The 17,830-nt window shown below is 39.0% G+C and carries 15 protein-coding genes; 11 read left to right on the top strand and 4 right to left on the bottom strand.

Annotated features, from left to right (window positions below; translation table 11 throughout):
• Nucleotides 1-63 precede the first annotated feature (63 nt).
• The gene (csrA, locus tag QT397_04115) at nt 64-249 is read right to left on the bottom strand and encodes a carbon storage regulator CsrA (protein WNZ56559.1); all 186 of its coding nucleotides are present in this window, start codon (nt 247-249) and stop codon (nt 64-66) included.
• 731 nt (nt 250-980) lie between these two features.
• On the opposite strand from csrA, the gene QT397_04110 reads away from it, so the two are divergent.
• Together QT397_04110 and QT397_04105 are read left to right on the top strand one after the other, a co-directional pair.
• On the top strand, nt 981-1,823 hold the full coding sequence (locus tag QT397_04110; protein WNZ56558.1) for a hypothetical protein: 843 nt from the start codon (nt 981-983) through the stop codon (nt 1,821-1,823).
• A gap of 126 nt (nt 1,824-1,949) precedes the next feature.
• Complete coding sequence (locus tag QT397_04105) at nt 1,950-2,408, top strand: hypothetical protein (protein ID WNZ56557.1); 459 nt, start codon at nt 1,950-1,952, stop codon at nt 2,406-2,408.
• Nucleotides 2,409-2,623: 215 nt separating this feature from the next.
• Here the strand turns inward: QT397_04105 and QT397_04100 are convergent, their stop codons facing one another.
• Entirely contained in the window at nt 2,624-3,199 is a 576-nt protein-coding gene (locus QT397_04100; GenBank protein WNZ56556.1) for a hypothetical protein, read from the bottom strand.
• Complete coding sequence (locus QT397_04095; protein ID WNZ56555.1) at nt 3,196-3,963, bottom strand: AHH domain-containing protein; 768 nt, start codon at nt 3,961-3,963, stop codon at nt 3,196-3,198. Before QT397_04095 ends, QT397_04100 begins: the two co-directional genes overlap by 4 nt.
• A gap of 190 nt (nt 3,964-4,153) precedes the next feature.
• Here QT397_04095 and QT397_04090 point away from each other — a divergent pair, with 190 nt between their 5' ends.
• The 8 genes from QT397_04090 (at nt 4,154) to QT397_04055 (ending at nt 12,557) form a co-directional block, all read left to right on the top strand.
• The gene (locus QT397_04090) at nt 4,154-4,708 is read left to right on the top strand and encodes a hypothetical protein (GenBank protein ID WNZ56554.1); all 555 of its coding nucleotides are present in this window, start codon (nt 4,154-4,156) and stop codon (nt 4,706-4,708) included.
• Between the two features lie 246 nt (nt 4,709-4,954).
• Nucleotides 4,955-5,473, top strand: coding sequence for a hypothetical protein (locus QT397_04085; protein WNZ56553.1), 519 nt, complete (start codon nt 4,955-4,957; stop codon nt 5,471-5,473).
• A 1,073-nt stretch (nt 5,474-6,546) separates the two neighbouring features.
• The gene (locus QT397_04080) at nt 6,547-7,086 is read left to right on the top strand and encodes a hypothetical protein (GenBank protein ID WNZ56552.1); all 540 of its coding nucleotides are present in this window, start codon (nt 6,547-6,549) and stop codon (nt 7,084-7,086) included.
• Nucleotides 7,087-7,612: 526 nt separating this feature from the next.
• Entirely contained in the window at nt 7,613-8,305 is a 693-nt protein-coding gene (locus QT397_04075; protein WNZ56551.1) for a hypothetical protein, read from the top strand.
• Nucleotides 8,306-8,313: 8 nt separating this feature from the next.
• Complete coding sequence (locus QT397_04070; protein ID WNZ56550.1) at nt 8,314-8,730, top strand: hypothetical protein; 417 nt, start codon at nt 8,314-8,316, stop codon at nt 8,728-8,730.
• A gap of 254 nt (nt 8,731-8,984) precedes the next feature.
• The gene (locus QT397_04065) at nt 8,985-9,473 is read left to right on the top strand and encodes an HD domain-containing protein (protein WNZ56549.1); all 489 of its coding nucleotides are present in this window, start codon (nt 8,985-8,987) and stop codon (nt 9,471-9,473) included.
• Between the two features lie 1,259 nt (nt 9,474-10,732).
• Entirely contained in the window at nt 10,733-11,095 is a 363-nt protein-coding gene (locus QT397_04060; protein ID WNZ56548.1) for a hypothetical protein, read from the top strand.
• Between the two features lie 1,051 nt (nt 11,096-12,146).
• Complete coding sequence (locus QT397_04055) at nt 12,147-12,557, top strand: hypothetical protein (GenBank protein WNZ56547.1); 411 nt, start codon at nt 12,147-12,149, stop codon at nt 12,555-12,557.
• 392 nt (nt 12,558-12,949) lie between these two features.
• Here QT397_04055 and QT397_04050 read toward each other — a convergent pair whose 3' ends face one another.
• Entirely contained in the window at nt 12,950-13,435 is a 486-nt protein-coding gene (locus QT397_04050; protein ID WNZ56546.1) for a hypothetical protein, read from the bottom strand.
• An 845-nt stretch (nt 13,436-14,280) separates the two neighbouring features.
• Between QT397_04050 and QT397_04045 the strand changes: the two genes are divergently transcribed.
• Nucleotides 14,281-17,376, top strand: a complete 3,096-nt coding sequence (locus QT397_04045) for a TonB-dependent receptor (protein ID WNZ56545.1) — start codon at nt 14,281-14,283, stop codon at nt 17,374-17,376.
• Nucleotides 17,377-17,830 lie beyond the last annotated feature (454 nt).

Raw genomic sequence — 17,830 nt, 5'->3', positions numbered from 1 at the left:
CAAAAATGGGGAGTGGCTCTTAGTATCTGAATCCGACACCCCATGATTACGTCCAGATTTTCATCAATTCACATTGCTTAGTCTTCTTTCATTTCGAATACGTATAAATATTTCTTCACGGTGAACAGCTAGAGATTTAGGAGCACATATTCCTATCTTCACCTGATTACCCTTAACTTCCAATATGGTGACTGAAACATTAGCTCCAATCCTTAAGTTTTCACCTGTCCGGCGCTTTAAGATCAACATATTTATTTCCTACTCATACTCAAACCATGGGTAAACCTTCTCTGATGGAAGGGCTGAGAAAGTAACGTTGTGAGGAAATACGGGGTGGTGCGCGGGAACGGTAGGCATAGAAGAAGAAAAGGCAGGCACAACGCCTCCAGAGCTTGGGGAATCGCTCCAAGCCGCTGAATGTACTCCACTTTATTGAAGACGAGCGGGTTTCTAGCGTATGATCCATATAGCCATCTTGATAGGTCATTTATCAATTTGGTTAGCTGGCCCCTGGTGTTGCTGCACCCTGGGTCAGCGCCTTTTGCGGTCTCTTACGTCACGCTACCGTTCTCCTGTGAGAAAATGGTTCTTTAGAAAACTCTTAGATGTCTTGATTCTCTCGAATCCCTTTGGTCCTTGGTCATCGGCCTACAAAAGGCCACCCTATTCCGGCCAAAATACCAATAAATATCTATCGATTTTACGCAGCTTTGACACTAAAACAAACTGAATAAAATCCAATAAGATCATTTTTGTGCCTATATTTTTAATGGCGATGCCCTTTCCATTAAGTACCTCAGGCATGAATATCCGGTACGTAAGTCCCTTTCTACTCATAAGTAATTTTTCCAACCCGGACGATCCTATTGGTAGATAGTTTTTTCTGGATAGAAAAGCTTCCGATTTTTGGAATCAGTGGACCAAATGATATGATGCGATTTCTTTTGAGTATTCTGATTTACCTTCGGTAGGGTGTAAAAGTGTATAAGTACTTCGGGTTATTAGCGTTAATATTTGTATCTGCCTGCGCTACAAAGATACCGGTAGAAAAATTAAGTGGTTTAGAAGCAAGAACACACCTTGATCATGAATACTGGAGCGTCTCACTGCCGGGCAAGTGGAGCTATGAGGATAGTGAGGGTATGATCATCGCCACATCTCCAGAAGGTCAATATGCGCTCTATATCACGGTTTATACCGCCTCAGAATCTGCATCCAGCATAGCCTGGGGCAACGAGGAGATTAAGCATCTTAAGTCTGGAAAATATTCAAGGCCGGGGTATCTTTTTGACTTTCAAAAAGAGCAGAGTTATGAAAAAAACGGCAATGCTTATTACGAGCTTGATGGCATAGATGTAAAGAATGAAATGAGGCTATATAGCAAAGGAATACATCTGGGCAGTAAATTCTACACAGTATCATTTCATGATTACTATTATACCGACTCTCTAGAATCAGACAGTATATTGGAATTGATTCTGAACTTGTTTGAGACAAAAGCAGATGAAATTAAGTGGGAAGGTATAAAAAGCTCAGATCAAGGCAGTACAGCAAGTATAAGTTTTCAGCACAGCAACATTAACTGGCCTCAAATTTCCACCTGGTTGAAAGTAACTTTTGATGATCCCGACCAAAATGGGTTTTATGGCCAAATAAACGAGCTATGGATTAACTGTGAAAAAGATACTGGAACGGTAGTTACTACACGCTACTACGATAATCCAGTGTTTGGCATAAGCGACTGGAAAAAGTTAAGGCACCCCAACACACCTGTTCAGCCTGAATTAGTATACGAAATATGCAATTCATACAAAAAGGTTTAAACCAAACGCATACAAGACTTATAAATGGGGCGCTTCACTACCCAATCTCCCTTTCTGTAACAAGCTTCAACTGAATTGGTTGTAGGGTAAGCATGATCCTCTCGAATCGACCATAGAAGTAATTAAATGAAGAAAATCATCCCGATATCTGAACAGCAAGCAAAAGCAAGGTTAGCAGAACTTCAGGAAGCAAAGATATCTCATGCCTGGATAGGGCATGGAAGTGCGATCTTTTTAGAATTGGGAGAGCTCACACCACCGAAACGAGGGAATAACCCTTCCGGTGAACAAACAATAATGATCGAATGGTCATGGAGACTAGAAGACAAGCAATCAATAGTACTGGGGAGTTGGAGTGATCAGACTGAAATTAACCAGCTTCCAGCATTATTAGTCGGGAGAAAGATAGAAACGATTAAACTCTTTGGCCGAATACCCGAGTTAGAAATATCCTTGAGCAAAGACCTTTGGTTACTGACATTTATGACAGATAAGAAGTATCCTGAGTGGTCAATTAGGTTTATAAATGGGCAATGGCTGGATTATGATAATGGTTCGTTTAACATTGAAATCACAAAAACTTAATAAAAGTATGAAGCCAAATTTTAGCTCCAAAAACTAGTATTTACTAACACTTATTTAGCACTCTTCTATTCTAATAGAAACACCTTCAGGATAAAGCGTTAATTATAAGACTTCCCAAATTTAGGAGACTCCCTGTAACCAAAGATATTGTGGGGCTTCTTATTAGCCCCACTAGGTTATATTGCTATAAAAGAGCAACGTCGTTTTAACCCAAGTTAGAATGCTGCTACGAGATTCTCCGAGAAGTTCAACCCTTTCAGCTCAGCCTCTTCTACAAGAGACTTGAAGCGGTCTCCACAATAGAGATTCGCACAGCGGTCAAATCGAGTCTTGAAAATTAAATTTGAAGCAACATCTTCATCGGTGAAGCCGATGTTTTTAATTCCCATCCAAAGATCATCTTGAATATCAGCCTCACTTACGGACTTGTCAGCGGAAACCGCATTCAAGCAGTTAAAGATTACATAGGGCTCACCATCCAGGGTAATAGGCAGGAACTCCCCGTACGGCGCAAGCTCTTTAGAAAGCACCGAGTGGGCTTTGGATGAGAGCACCAAGTGTGCTCCATTCCAAGTAGTGATATCAGGTTTAACGCTCTGATCTAAACCTTCTACCTGGATAAAAGCCCCTCCATGATCCTCCCAAATATCCTTGATAGACTTATTGTCCCAAGGATAATTCTTAAAGGCTTTCATACCGCCCATTCGTTTACCCACGGTGAACATTAGCTTCTTGAGGTCAATACTGAGATTCAAAAAGTCTTCGTGGTTAAAACTGATCCTATAAGTCATTGCCCATTCCAATTCTTATCAGAAGGCGCTGTCACCTTCTCCGGTTGAGTACCATTCTTCAGGTGTGTACGAATAATGGTCAACTTAGCGCGTATTTCAGATTCACTATTAAGGTTATTGATTTGGCCGTAAACCCAACGTTCATAATTGTGCGTGTGGATCTTACTATGAGGAGTTGCTTTAGGCATTGCCCAATGACCGTTCTGCTCGCTTGAGCGCGGCATCCACACACCGTTATCAGGATCATTTATCCTAACATCGTGCATGAAAAGTGTCAGTCGGACATCGGCGGTAGCAGGTAGCTTGCCTTTCCCTTCAACAATATGGTGAGCTGTGTACTCTTTACTAGGCTTGGCCCTACCAACTAGACGTAGGTTTGTTTCAAGAACTTCAGTAGGGTGGTGCCTCTCCTGCTCATAGGCTTCTATACGCTCTTCATCGTCCTCTATACCCCGAAACTCATCTCGGTACTGCTGAAGCTGGCTCTGAACCGAAACCATTGACATGATGGTTCGGCGTTCATGCTTTAATTGTTCCATTTCCACCTTGAGACCTGCCAAGCGCTCCTTCCGCTGCTCTTCGGTTTCACCCGCCACTTTCAGCTTACGATAGTGATAGTTCTTACAACGATTCTCATATTGTTGAATGCAAAGGTCTAGTGGGGAGAGCTCCCAAACATGGGGAGTCACACGTCTACCGTGGTCGTATTCCATCAGTCTTCTCGGTAAGGTGGTTTTAACTATGGCTAAATTGTCGATGGACACGACAAGTGAGTCCAGGGACTTAATAGCTTAGTAAGCTCGATATGAGACCCAATTATCAAAAATATCATTATTAGAATAATGTGAAACTAGAAGTATCAGATATGTATAGAATTCGGTCAAAAAAAATCAGGCTGATTCTTGCACGCTTGTACTGCACAGATAATACACTTTCAAAATGGAGTCCTTATTTATGAGTTATTTAGTAGATAGTGATTTTGAAAACTATTATTCACTTACACTAGATGTCTCAGATCTTGCAGAGAAAATGCCATCCTATAGTCAGCGATTTCGTGCAAAACCGAGGCTAGATAAATGGGTAGCTCCCAAAGCGCACTTCTACGCTAGTGATAATTACACAGGTAAAGAAGAATCTATACCAGACATTACTACATGGGCTTTAGGAAATATAGTTCTAAGCCCTAGAGCATTTTCATCCCTAAAAGATATTCTAAATTCATCTGGTGAGTTCTTACCACTTCTAATTGGTGATGAAACATATCACATGTTTAATACACTATATGTGATTCCAGAAGAGTATGTTGACTCAACTAATGCTGTTGAAGTGGTGAACTCAGGAGTTCACATGGGGCAAGATTCTGTTAAGTTCATTGACTCAGAATTAGAGGGGCACTGTATATTTAAATCTTATACAAATAAACTGACTTTTAGTTTTGTAACTGAAGAATTTAAAACTGCATATGAGGCGAATTCTTTTACAGGTCTGAAATTTCAAGAAGTAAGTTAGCACACAGATTTGAGAGCAATCTAGTACACTCATAGATTGCTCGATTATACAAATATCTTCCAAGTATGGAAACATTACTGGACAACCATAGATCAGTAAATGCTTAGCTACATGAATACCTCTTATATTTGGTACTTGTTATCTAGTATGACAATCAATATCGCACTATTCAGGCAGCTTTTAAACTCTTGATATTTGCCAGTAAGTGATATGATATGCTTAGTTTGAATACTCTGTGATCTTCAAATGAAAAAGCGTAAGAAATTACTTTGGTTCAGCCTTTTTGCCGTCTCTTTAATTGGAGTCGGATTTATACTTGGTATGTTTGGCAGTGCCCTAAAGCCTCCGGCAAATGCTGGTGAACTATCTCCTAGTATAGATATAGCTGATCTAGAGCCGGGTGAAATACTTACTCGGGATGTTCATTACGAGAGGGCGCGAGACATAAGATATATAATTTATAAAAATTATGAGTCGGAATTTATAGTTTTCAGCGTTCCCCTCAGAGATGGCATGGTAGATATGCCAGACTTAAAGTGGTGGAGGTGGGGCCCAGAATGTAGAAACTTTGGTCCGACCATGAAAAATGGTAAGGTAGTCCCACAAAGCCAGTTCAAATGTCATGATCACGAATTAAATACGTGGTTCGCCAAAGAAAATGTCTGGGATCTTGATGGAAATAACCTCGGCAAATATACAGAAGACATGGAAAGAGTAAAATTTTCAATAAAAGGTTTTGACCTTATACTACATATGTATTATTAGAAAATAAATCTACCCAGTCTGTCATAGAGCTTTTTAATGTCGGACCCACTTCATGATGCGAGAAGTGAAATTAAAAACTAATATGGGAAGAACAAATTATTTAGTATGTAGACTTAGTATCGCGATGCTATGTGGGTTCATCTCATATTTGCTGGTAGCGATATTTCCAGCTCTTATTACCCTGGAACTAGCAAATTTTTATAGAACACTAGGGTTGTATTTCCTTTATACAGCCGTTGCTCAATTAGCAGGATTGTTATTTCTGATATTTGGGAGAAGGCGATTACTGAATATCGCAAACTTGGTTTTAACCTTGATCTGTTTTATACCTGTAATAATTTACTTTATAAAAATAGCTCCAGATGGCCTAAGCTAACAAAATTGGTACCATCGAACCTTTTCTGCAGAAATACTAACACTTTTGTTTACAAAGGCCTTGCCGTAAATTTTGGCATTCCATTGGACTGATAAAGATATTATTATGCAAATAAATCCTGTTAACGGTTGTAAGTAATGAGAGCAAAATTACAAGAATTAATTAATGATAAACCCATAGAGCAAAGCCCTCATTATCTTTTGAGTCAAGAATTGGAGTTCGATTTTTTAAGTCCATTTCTACATTCGCTATGGCATTTATAGGCGGTATTGTTACTCTCAAAACTGCTCTTGGTATTGATACACCCATTAGTGAAGGATTCACTTTCTCTTTGGTCGTCGCCATGATATCAGATCTATGTGCCTTTCACGCACAACATGAATTAATTAGCGACCTACGTAATGGTCGAACCCCCAGTAAAATAAAGCAGCTATTCAGATTTTTTCCCGGACCTATCCTCCTTGGGGTGGCTATTGGGTCGGCCTTTACCTATTTCGAAAGCTCATTGCACTAACAGTATTATCTTTATAATTTGTTTAATCACTCTGGTGTAAACGAATAATTAGAATAGGAGGTGCGGAGAATCTGCTGTTTTCTCATCCCCTGAATTTGTGGTAGCTGCTATATTGGAACGAAACAATCAATTACACAACAGCCGTGAACTGATGAATTTATATGTGAGTAGGAATTTCCCCCAATGAAATGGAGCAAGCTGAAATCTCTAGTTGAAGAAAAATTTTCCCCATCCCTGGATGGCCGTATCTCTATCAACAGTACCAGTTATGGAAACTGTTCATGTGGACATGCCTGGTTGACACTTGATAAGGAAGTCATAGCAAATTTCTGTACAAAGGCCTTTTGGAATAGAGCGAGTGGCGATTACTATCGAAAGGATAATCGCTGGGTTACTGATTCCGAAGTGCCTGAGCATGTAAGTAAAAAGCAGAAAATATCCTATGGTGAGATGGAATATGGAGAGTTATCTCGGCAAGATGCCTATCAAGCCTGCTGGGAATTCGTTCATACCCTCAAAATTGATGAAGCTCTAAACTCCGAGAACCCATTGATTCAGTCCCTAGCCACACTGGATAAGCGTTTAGGTAAGCGCAGACTCAAGGAGATTGATACAGCAATTTTACATCCATTAGCAAAGAAATTATTGAGCATAAGATTGGAGTCTGAAGGTATTAAAGCCCCAGCAATCACAGAACAAACCTCTTCAACGCAACACCCGTAGATTATTTAATTATCTAAGTATCCAGCAAGCCATCAAGATAATATTACAAGGTTTAGATAGCAGGGCTGTTTACTACAACACTTAATACCAGGTATATCCGGTACGATAGTCCACTTTGCAGAAGTGTAGTTCCAAATATGGATCACGCGCTATGATTTAACAGAAAACTTTGGGCGAAGATTATCTATCACACCCCACTTTTGTATTTCTTATACTCGGTGTAATGCTTTGTTATTTCTTGCGTTAGTAGCATCAAGGTTAAAAGGCTTCCAAGTGTATACCTACTATTCACCGTACTAACTTTCTGATTCTTAATGATTTATGTCGGTGATTGATAAATATCAAAAATAGAATATGTGAAGTAGCTCCGTTTTTAGAGCGATATTATCAGCCTAAAATATACTATAACAAACTCAGCAGTACAGGATCTCTATTTTCACTTCCTTGACCCTAATTAGCTATTGTCATCTAATCAAATCGTTCTCGATAAGGAAATTCCACAATAATAACAACTGGGAAGTTAGGTATGACAAAGACATTTTCACAGCATGCTGTAGACAAGATTAATTCTATTATGAATGATCACAGCAATCATGTTGGTAGCCAGCTTAAAATTGGTAACCCCACAAAATATAAAAATCATATTTCTAGCGATTGTATAACAATGGCAATTTGGGTTCTTAAATATAGTTTTGAGAAACTTGGAAAGCTTAATTCCAGCAAGCGAGTGGGTGGACTTGGAGAAAAAGGTACCGAGTTAGCAAAATACTTGATTAATACTCATAACTGGAAAGGAGTATATTATAATCCTGATATTAACCACCCAAGCGATGGTCTGGGTGAACATATTGCAAGCTACTACAACCAGGTAAAGAAAAGCTGTACTTATAGTGTCAGTCGTGTGCCTATAAGCAATACTCTTATTAACTATAATCCGAGTAAAAATAAAGTAACTACTTACTTGAATCTAACAAAGAAAAAAGACGCAGATTACAACACGTTTGCAAATATTCCATTTGGTCTGGGAATGTCAAGTGGCGGTAGGCATGTATGGCTTTATTCAAAAGAGTTTGTGTACGAATCACACTGGGAAAAAGAAGCTGGCGATGGATTATATACTAAGACACAATTAAAAATGTTTCCCTGGCTCTCAGGAATTATCGTTGTACCGCCAGACACACACAACCTTTTAACTATTACTTCCACCAACTGTAAGTAATTATATTTATGCTAAAACCTATAAAAATCCTACTACTATTTTTAATGACATTGTCATCCTTCACCTGTGCCAGCACGGAAACGGATGATGTTAAACTAGACAAAGCTCAAGTTGATGTTGTTTTACGAGAGTGGAACAAAAAAGGATTCGGCGATAAGATTGAAACAACTACATTAACGATAATAACAGCTCCAGATTACAAGGGTGATATCGTTATTTTACGTGAAAATGAGCCAAAACGTGGTTTCACTGCGGAAGTTTATAAACCAAAGCCAAATGCACTGAACCCTGAGCTATGGGAATTTGTATCTGGTGATATTGAAAAATCCATAGTAAAACAACCTAACGGTAAATTCCATTTATCCGAGATGGTTGATAAAGGTGTAAGAATAGAAGTTATCGACCTAAGCGATGAAAATAAATAGCTGTGTAATTTAGAGTAGCAACCCAGATCCCCATAGATTTGTTGTTTGCATTACTACTTTCTATGGAATTTGGATAGCTACTCTATTTGTCATAGCCAGACTATATTCCTCCGGTTTAAGATCAGCTCTATTTCTAGACCATCACAAGTTTCTAATGGTTGGGTACATTACAAGAGATAAGACAGAATCATCAGAATCTTCTATAAATTTGATTTTAACGTAACCAGTTTTATTCATTGAGCGATAAGGTGAATATGAGAAATAAAGCACGTAGTTTTGCTATTCAGGCACATGGGGACCAGCGGTATGGTAGCTTCCCATACTCGGTTCACCTTGATGAAGTAGCTAAAATCGCTAGCGAGTATGGTGAAGAGGCTGAAGTGGTAGCATATCTTCACGATGTAATTGAGGATACCGATATAACAGCTAAAGAGATTGAAGATATATTTGGCGAGCTGGTATCCAGGTGTGTGTGCATACTCAGTGATGAGCCAGGAGAAACCAGAAAAATAAGAAAATCTTCAACATATCAAAAAATGGCCAAAGTATCGGGATCAGAAGAGCTTGCTTTACTAGTAAAGGCCGCTGACCGCCTAGCTAATATGAGAGCTTGTCTTCGATCAGGTGATAAAGATTTTCTTAATATGTATCGAGCAGAGTACAAAATCTTTCGTCGATCAGCCTATCGGCCAAACCTCTGTGACAACATTTGGTCAGAAATAGAAGAAATACAAAATTTATAACACAGTAAGTAGGAGAGATGATTTTTAAGATCACAGGGAGATGAATAAGATCATCAAAGAAATAAATTGTTAATTTACTTATAGTTTATAAATCGATAACACAATCTCAGCAAAAATACTTCTACACTATTTATGATAAAAGGGCTTCTAAATGACCCCGCCGATTCATCCTACTCAGCCTCTTTTGGAGCACAATATCATTTCTAGTTTGCTATCCAGCTTAAAACGCTAGTTCGTAGGTAGCATGCTGATCTGATATCTGACCGTTTACATTCCTGCTTGCTTTGCCCTTTTCGCTAACTTATGAGATAGTTGCTCCTTACTAGGGGCAGCCAAGTAAAAGGTCATATGTATCAATGAAAAAGCTGCTTAAAATATCAACATTTGTTAGTTGCTTTACAGTTTTGTCAGCTGGGGGGCGTTTCTCTTTTCACCCCCCATAGCCTGCAGCACAGATTACGAGTTTCAAAAGTCCCTTGTTGTAAAACATATTGGATCTAAAGGTTGGCCAATAAAACATCTGACTCCAACAGATAATCCTAATAACAGTTGCCAAGCAAGCTTTCTTTATAAATCCGATACCCAACACATAAAGTTTGTTGTTGTCGCCGGCACTAAAGTAACATGGTGGGACTTCAATGAACGCGATTAATAGAAATTCCAAAAAACTGGAACTATTGAACAGCTAGTTATGCATCAAGTAGGAAGAAATGAATGGCAATAAAATGCCCTGAGTGCAAGTCGAAAAATGTAGATGAAGTATTCCCCTTTAGTTTTTCTAAGTCGCGCTGCCCAGATTGTGGTTTTGAATACATTTTAAGTATTTGGTACCGCCTATCTGTTCATACGTTCTTGTGGTCGGTGCTGATATTCTTAGTCATTCCTTTTAACTTTATTGTGTCAGCTGATAATGTTTCTAATACAGTAGGGTTTATATTGATTGGCTTGATGATGATTTGTCCTATGGCCTACTGGTATATCACGTATTCATGCTATCGAGTAGAAACTCCCAATAGGGTTAGTAAAACCAATTTTTTGATTTTTTGGGTTCTTACAGTGGCAACATATACCCCATCAGTTATCTATATAGCAGGCTCTAATGCATAACAATGGGCTGTATGTCAAAGGCCAACTTTGTGCATTTTTACCCAGTCGCTGCGCTCCCATTATCGTGCATAAAGCGTCCAAAACTGTCCGTAGCTGAACGTGGCGATATTAATCAATTACTAACATCAGCCTTAAACTAAAGAAGAAGAAAATTGAAATATCTACTCCTGATTCTTATCTTTCTTACCATTTGCGGCTGTGCTTCTCAAGAGCCGAGAGAAATTTTATTACCGAAGATCATGAATATTGAAGGTAAAAATTTCATTTCTGCAAATGTATTTAAAGAGTATGAATTAGAAATAAACAGGCCAAAGGGTGGTGAATTCACTGTAAATATACCAGAAAAGGAAGCACCAAATTACTATGCATGCGGTGGAGTTTACTGGGACGAGTCCCTATATGCTCAAAAGATTCTAGAAGAAGCAGATTTAGTATTGGATTTTAAGGGCGTGAAAGAAGTTTGGGTCCCAATTGAAGGCGAGCCTAAAAAACTATATATTTTCGAAGTTCGGTAGCATAGCGAGTTCCTGTATCCGATTGTGTACACTCTTTTCGCCATACTGAAGCAGGACGGTTTCATTCCGATAAGGCAAGAAGGAATCAATACGTTATGAGAATAGCCACATTATTTATATTGCTTTTTTTCGCTACATTTAGCTATTCTGAAGAGATTACCAATTGCCCCCAACAACTTCAACGAATTGAAGGGTATGACCCTAGTTATCCAATCCGAGAGAGCCGTCAACCTGTAGATAGCTGGGTAGTTCTAACCGCTCGGCTTAATCCGGATGGGGGCTTAGAAGAGATCGACATTGTAGAATCAGTGCCAGATAATTTTTTTGATCGATCTGTTTTAAAAGCTGTAAGAAGTTGGAAGTTCAACTGGTCGGGTAGCTGGTGTAAGTATAAAACTAAGATTAGCTTCGCATTTAGTGGCTGACCATTTTATGATTAAGTCACTTACAAGTAAGTTATATAAATTATGAAAAGATACGGCTACAAATTCGCCAAAGATGATGGCGGGCTATCTAGATTAAGTGGGCTCCGCTTCTTTATCGGGCTATGTGCTTTTTTCAGTACAATCGCCAGCTTGATTTTCTCTGGTGAGAGCTACTTAAAGTTATATTTAGCCTCACTCTTCGCTTTTTGGCTTGCGGCCTTCTTGGCAGAAGTTATCCCCAAAGTAAGATCTTACCCAGTTATATTTTCCGCAATAACGGCAAGTATAATTTTCTGGATTGATCAGAGAAATGTTTTTATAGTCCGTCAATGTGAAAACTGGAAATGTGTTAATGTTGAAGATTTAAGCGGTAAAATAATATATTTGGGTTTTTGTGGATTAGTAATAATTGCTTCTCTGTGGTCTTTGCGAAGACAGTCACACTAATGCATATAGATATCATTCGACCCATTGTCACGAAAATACTATATGGATATAGTGCGCCAATAAACGACATAGCTTCAGCACAAAATAGTAGCTTATATTTTATTTAAAATTTAATTCCTGTGCGACATATACCATCAATAATTGCTGCAATTCTTATTCCTTCGATAGTGCTTTTGTTAATGGCCGGAACATTAGGATTTTCTAAAATAAATTCAGCCGGCCCAGCATTTATTTTTATTTTTTCAATCTCTATATCACTAGCACACATGATTATTTATGTACCACTTGCATTAATCATTGAAAGATACTTTGGGTTAAATCTATTCAAATGTATTTGTCTAGGCCTAATTGTTGGCTCACTATACCCTGGAGTTAATGCTTGGCCGTATCCTGATGGAAGTTACATTGGTAAGGTTGAAGATACTTTAATGGGCATAGATGTGATCAAAGCAATTAATGGCTATCCAACGCTTTGGGGTTGGTTAATTTACCTAAAGCATGTACTTACAGTAGGCCTCCTTTTTGGAGCCACTAGCGGTTTAGGTTACGTTCTTTTTTATAAAAGGCCAGTATCCTCTATCCATAGATAGAGAGATCTAATTGTTATAGATATCTTCATCAACACCTCTTAAATAGCCCTCAAGTACACTGAATTTTTTATGTCATACAGTTCTACAGAGCACTTGAGATAAAAGTAGAATGTATTGCTGGTACGAAAGTTAAGGTTGCAACATGGCATGACTCAGGAGCAATTAGCACAGATTACATGGCTCATGTGTGCGTACCGTTCAGCGCACCGAAAGAGGTCAACATGTTGGCTCGCAATTACCAAATAGAATAAGAATCTAATTTCTCTGGTATTGTCGCTCTTTATAAGAGCCATAGTTTAGTCAGATTAAAAGTTCTTGACCGGTAAAGCCCCTAATATTTTAGGGACTTAATAAGATTGTCAGTTAAGTAAATTTACATGGCAAATTTCTGATTATAGCTTTGCCTGCCCCCAAAAGGTTTTGCAGATTGACTTCCAGAGTTTGCCGACTAGGTCCTGATTGGAACGAGAGGCAGATTCTACAATTGCTCTATGTAGCTCCTTTTCAGATTCAGTAAATTCGCTTCTATATTTTTCTTCAATCTGTGCATAGGTCAGCCCTTTTGCCTTCATAAACCAAGACAATAGCTGCCCTAAGTAAGATATTTTTTCTCTTGTTTTTTTCAGCTCATGATTTCTCTGAAGTACAGCGCCCTCACCTAACATCTTCCAAATACCAGCTTCAATCTGTTGAGCTTGCTCTGCAGTAAGCTGCTTATCTTTAGTTGCTTCTTCAAACATTTCATCTGCAAGTGCCTGTACGTTATCTGGCATAGTTGAAAGTGGAAGGGAATATTCTCGCTCTCTGATTTTATAATCTTGAATAGTTGCCTGTAATATATAAATTACCGCAGCAATTAATGTGGTGATAAATTTCATTGTTATGCCTCTGTTGATTGAAGATTTTATATAAGTATTTTGAACTCAAGCTGATCCTCTAAGAGCTAAGAAATATCGGTATAAGTTCCTCCTAAAAAGACTGGATTAGGACCCTACTGATGGATCAAGAAAGGAAGACATGCACCAGATCTGAGCATAAAAATCACATACCTGAAAAATGCTATAAATTTAATAGATAGAATTTTTACAGAAATTTATTTGATAAGTGATATATCAAGTTCTATAGAATATATATCTAGACTCACCAAACAGAATGACATGCTTTTAATAGAATAAGCTTACCTGGAAAAATATCTGTCAGAGGGAAAACAAACGCCAGAATTTAAATTAAAAATTTTTAAATATTAGAGTTTTATGATTTTTTTGATATTTTCAACCTACTTTAGACAAGGCCATTCTCACTACTAGCATACTTATCTAGTAAGACATAGGTTTACCAAATAGTAACCACATTTAATTTCCATGCTTCTTTAACGGACAATAAGCTGAATCAAGCTAGACATTAACCTTATGATATCTATGAAAAGCTCTTTCTTTCATATTTTATACAATTCTGTTCTACGTCAACATTCTGTGAGGACTTACATTATATCTACAATGTAAATATGAGATCCTGAAGGTAATTATTTGTTGAAAAAGTTCTATTTAATATAGATACCCACCAACCATTTAGGCACGGTTTTCAACGCTCAGACTTCGATTGCGCCCAATTCTTGTGCGTTACTTAGAAAAAGTAAAATTTTTAAACTTCTATCTTCTTTTTTATCCCCCCTAATATCTTTTTTTTACGTCTTCAATCTAGTTGGGCCCCAAGGAAGGCAGTTTTGGCCTTGAAAAAAAATAATAGTGAGCATAAGAGAGAGAAACTCAGTATGATGATGCGCCTTCGTAAACAAAAAAATTTGATTGCTCAAGCAATCCCCGCCGCAAACCCAAACGACTATTCAACCCCCTGGTACAGTGTGGCAATTGCCTGTTTGGTAATAAATACTGCATCTGTGGCAGCATTTGCCCAGGATGGGCAAGGGGACAAGCCCAGTAACTATTCTGGTTCGGCTATTGAAGAAGTTACGGTTACAGCACAGAAAATTGAGGAAAGCATTCAGGATGTGCCTATTGCAGTCTCCGCGCTATCTGGGGATAACATGGATGCTTTAAAGATCGAAGGGGGCAATGAACTGTTGCGAGCCGTTCCCAATGTTAACTTCTCCAAAACAAACTTTAGCTCATACAATTTCTCTATTCGAGGAGTGGGAACTCAGTCAATTTCTGCCAGTAGTGATCCTGCCGTTGCAGTAAGTTTTAATAATGCTTCTTTAATCAGGAATCGTCTGTTTGAGCAGGAATTTTTTGATGTACAGCGGGTAGAAGTTCTGCGTGGCCCTCAGGGCACATTATATGGTCGTAACGCCACTGCTGGTGTGGTTAATATGTTACCAATCATGCCGGAAGATGAATTCGCCTCAGAGATTGAGGTTGAAGTGGGCAATTATAATAGTAAGCGTACCAAGGGTATGTTGAATATACCGCTGGGTGAAACTATGGCTTTCCGCTTTTCTGGAGCCATGACCAAGCGGGATGGCTTTGATTACAATACTTATACCAAGAATGATGTTAACGACCGGGATCTCTACTCCACGCGTGCCATTTTTGAATGGACTCCCAGTGATAAGTTTAATGCTAATTTGATTTGGCAACACTTTGATGAAGATGACAAGCGATCCCGCACCGGTAAGCAGCTTTGTACTACTGACCCCGGTGATGCAATGGTCGGTGATACAGAAACAACACAGTTTACTCAAGCAATGACAAGTCAGGGCTGTTTGCCTAGCTCGCTATATAGTAGTGATGCTTTTAGTGCACCCAATGGGGCTGGCCTTGCTTATATAGTTGCACCGACAATGCTTATCCACCCAAATCTTTTTCAAGATGGTAGTCTCACAAACCTCCCAAATCCCTACAGTGGGGTTGATCAATCACGTGATTTACGTGAAATATCCACTAGTTTTGACCCAGTATTTCGTGCAGAAAATGATTTAGTACAACTGAATTTTGAATGGGCTTTATCTGATACTCTGACATTTTATTCTCAGTCTACCTATGCTAAGGACGATTACTACTCCTCTCAGGACTATAATCGTTTTACAACTGGCGCGGTCTTTACTGACTCAGCAGAACTTGGTGATAGTTGGGCATTAGGCCCTACACCTGGAGGAATTTACACCGACCCACAACTCGGTGACTCTGATGGTATTTTGGCAGTAGATATAAGCCGCTCTGATAATGAACAGTGGAGTCAGGAGTTCCGTTTGCAAACAGCTTTTGATGGCCCCTGGAATTTCTCCGTTGGTGCAAACTACCTGAATTTTGAAACCCAGGATGATTACTTTGTTTTTAATAACATGTTCACCATGATTTCTGAATATGTTTACAGTCGGGGATACGATGAAGATGGCAATATCATTCCGATAAATTGCATTGACCCCGCCACAGATTTATCTGGGGATGACTGTATATATGTAGACCCTAATTCGTTAAACAATATTGATGAAATGGGTCATAATTATTTTCTTAGCCGTAATTTGGTAGAAACTAGTTCCTGGGCTGTATTTGGTGAGGCATATTGGCAAATTACTGACGATGTAAAACTTACCACTGGTCTACGTTATACCAATGATGAAAAGACCACAAATCCTGTACCTAGCCAGTTATTACTTGGTAATTATTATGAAGATGGTGATACTTATTCAGGTCGCAGCTCAGGTGGTTATTCCAATATGGGATATCCTGAGGGTGAGGAGTTTTCTCAGGATTGGCAAGAGTATACCGGGCGGGCAGTGCTAGACTGGCGAGCAGATACTCCCTTTAGCGATGATACTATGTTCTACGTTTCTTTTGCCCACGGTTATAAAGGAGGCGGTTCTAACCCTCCACGTGCGGTGATTGATCCAGCGCGGGTTCAATACCAAGATTTACCTAATACTTTTGAACCTGAATTTGTAAATTCCCTTGAGTTCGGTACCAAGAATGTTTTGCTTGATGGCCGTTTAAACTTAAATGCAACAGCTTTCTATTACGACTATACCGATTACCAGGTTTCCCAGATTGTTGATCGTATCGCATTAAATGAAAACTTTGATGCAGAAAGTATGGGACTGGAGTTAGAGCTGGCATGGCAAATGACAGAGAGCACCAGGATGAATATGAATGTGGGTTACTTGAGAACCCGCATAGCAGAAGGGGAGGAATCTATAGATGTTATGGACCGCACCCAGGGAAATGAAGACTGGACAGTTCTGCGGCCTAGCTTACAGGTACCTTCCAACTGTATTGCTCCGGTAGAATATGTAGAAGCTGCTATGACTGCCTTGGAAGGATTTTTTGGTGTAGTCCCCCTTTGGGCATTATGTGCGGGCTCACAGCAATGGGGCGTTTACTCTGATTCTATTGAAAATCCAAATTTCCGATGGGATCAAATGCTGGCTCTTTTCGGTTACGATCTGGGCGAATATAATCCACTTACTGATGCCCCCAATGGCGGGCGCGGTTTTTCTGCTGATCTAAGTGGCAATGAACTACCAAATGCTCCTAAGTTAACGTTTAACTTAGCAGTGGAGCATGTCATTCCCCTTTCAGATTGGGAATTAGCTTTACGTGCCGATTACTATCGACAGTCTGAGAGTTATGCGCGGGTTTATAATACCGAGTATGACCGCTTAAAAGCCTGGGATAACTTCAATGCATCAGCGACCCTTACTCATCCGGAATCAGAATTGCAAGTGCAGTTATATGTGAAAAATATCTTTGATGATACGCCTATCACAAGCGCCTTTACCAATAGTGATGACTCCGGCCTTACTACCAATGTATTCACCCTGGATCCGCGTATTATAGGCTTTAGTCTAAATAAGCGTTTCTAATTTTTATATTTCCAGTAAGACACTAATGGTTCTATAGTGTCTTACTGGTTTTTCAGACTGGCTATGCCTGAAAACACCTCTATTTCTAACCTTCTTTTCACTCATATAAATCATCGACCAATCGTGTAGCGGGCGGTTGATGATTGTTTGCTAGGACTAGCCACACACCTCCCAATTGTACTTTATTTTGGGAATAGCCTAGTCTCTCTGCATTGTCTTCTTATTAAGACCTAAAGTAACTTTGAGCCAAAAATGCAAGTTTATACAATCTATAAACAAATAGTTGGGTAAAAACTATATAGCTGTACATTTGGTACATTATTAACGTGCCGAGTTAATAAAGCGAGCGGGTCAACTAATGGCAGGCATATTAAAAAAAGAGGATAAGAATTTTTTTGCAGATAATGATTGATATTTAGAAACAGATATCTTGGTTTTTTATGAATATACAGAC

It is taken from the genome of Microbulbifer sp. MKSA007, assembly GCA_032615215.1.
In the GTDB taxonomy this organism is placed as follows: Bacteria; Pseudomonadota; Gammaproteobacteria; order Pseudomonadales; family Cellvibrionaceae; genus Microbulbifer.
Note: the sequence above shows the minus strand (reverse complement) of the source record. Positions and strands in the feature narration are given on the sequence as shown.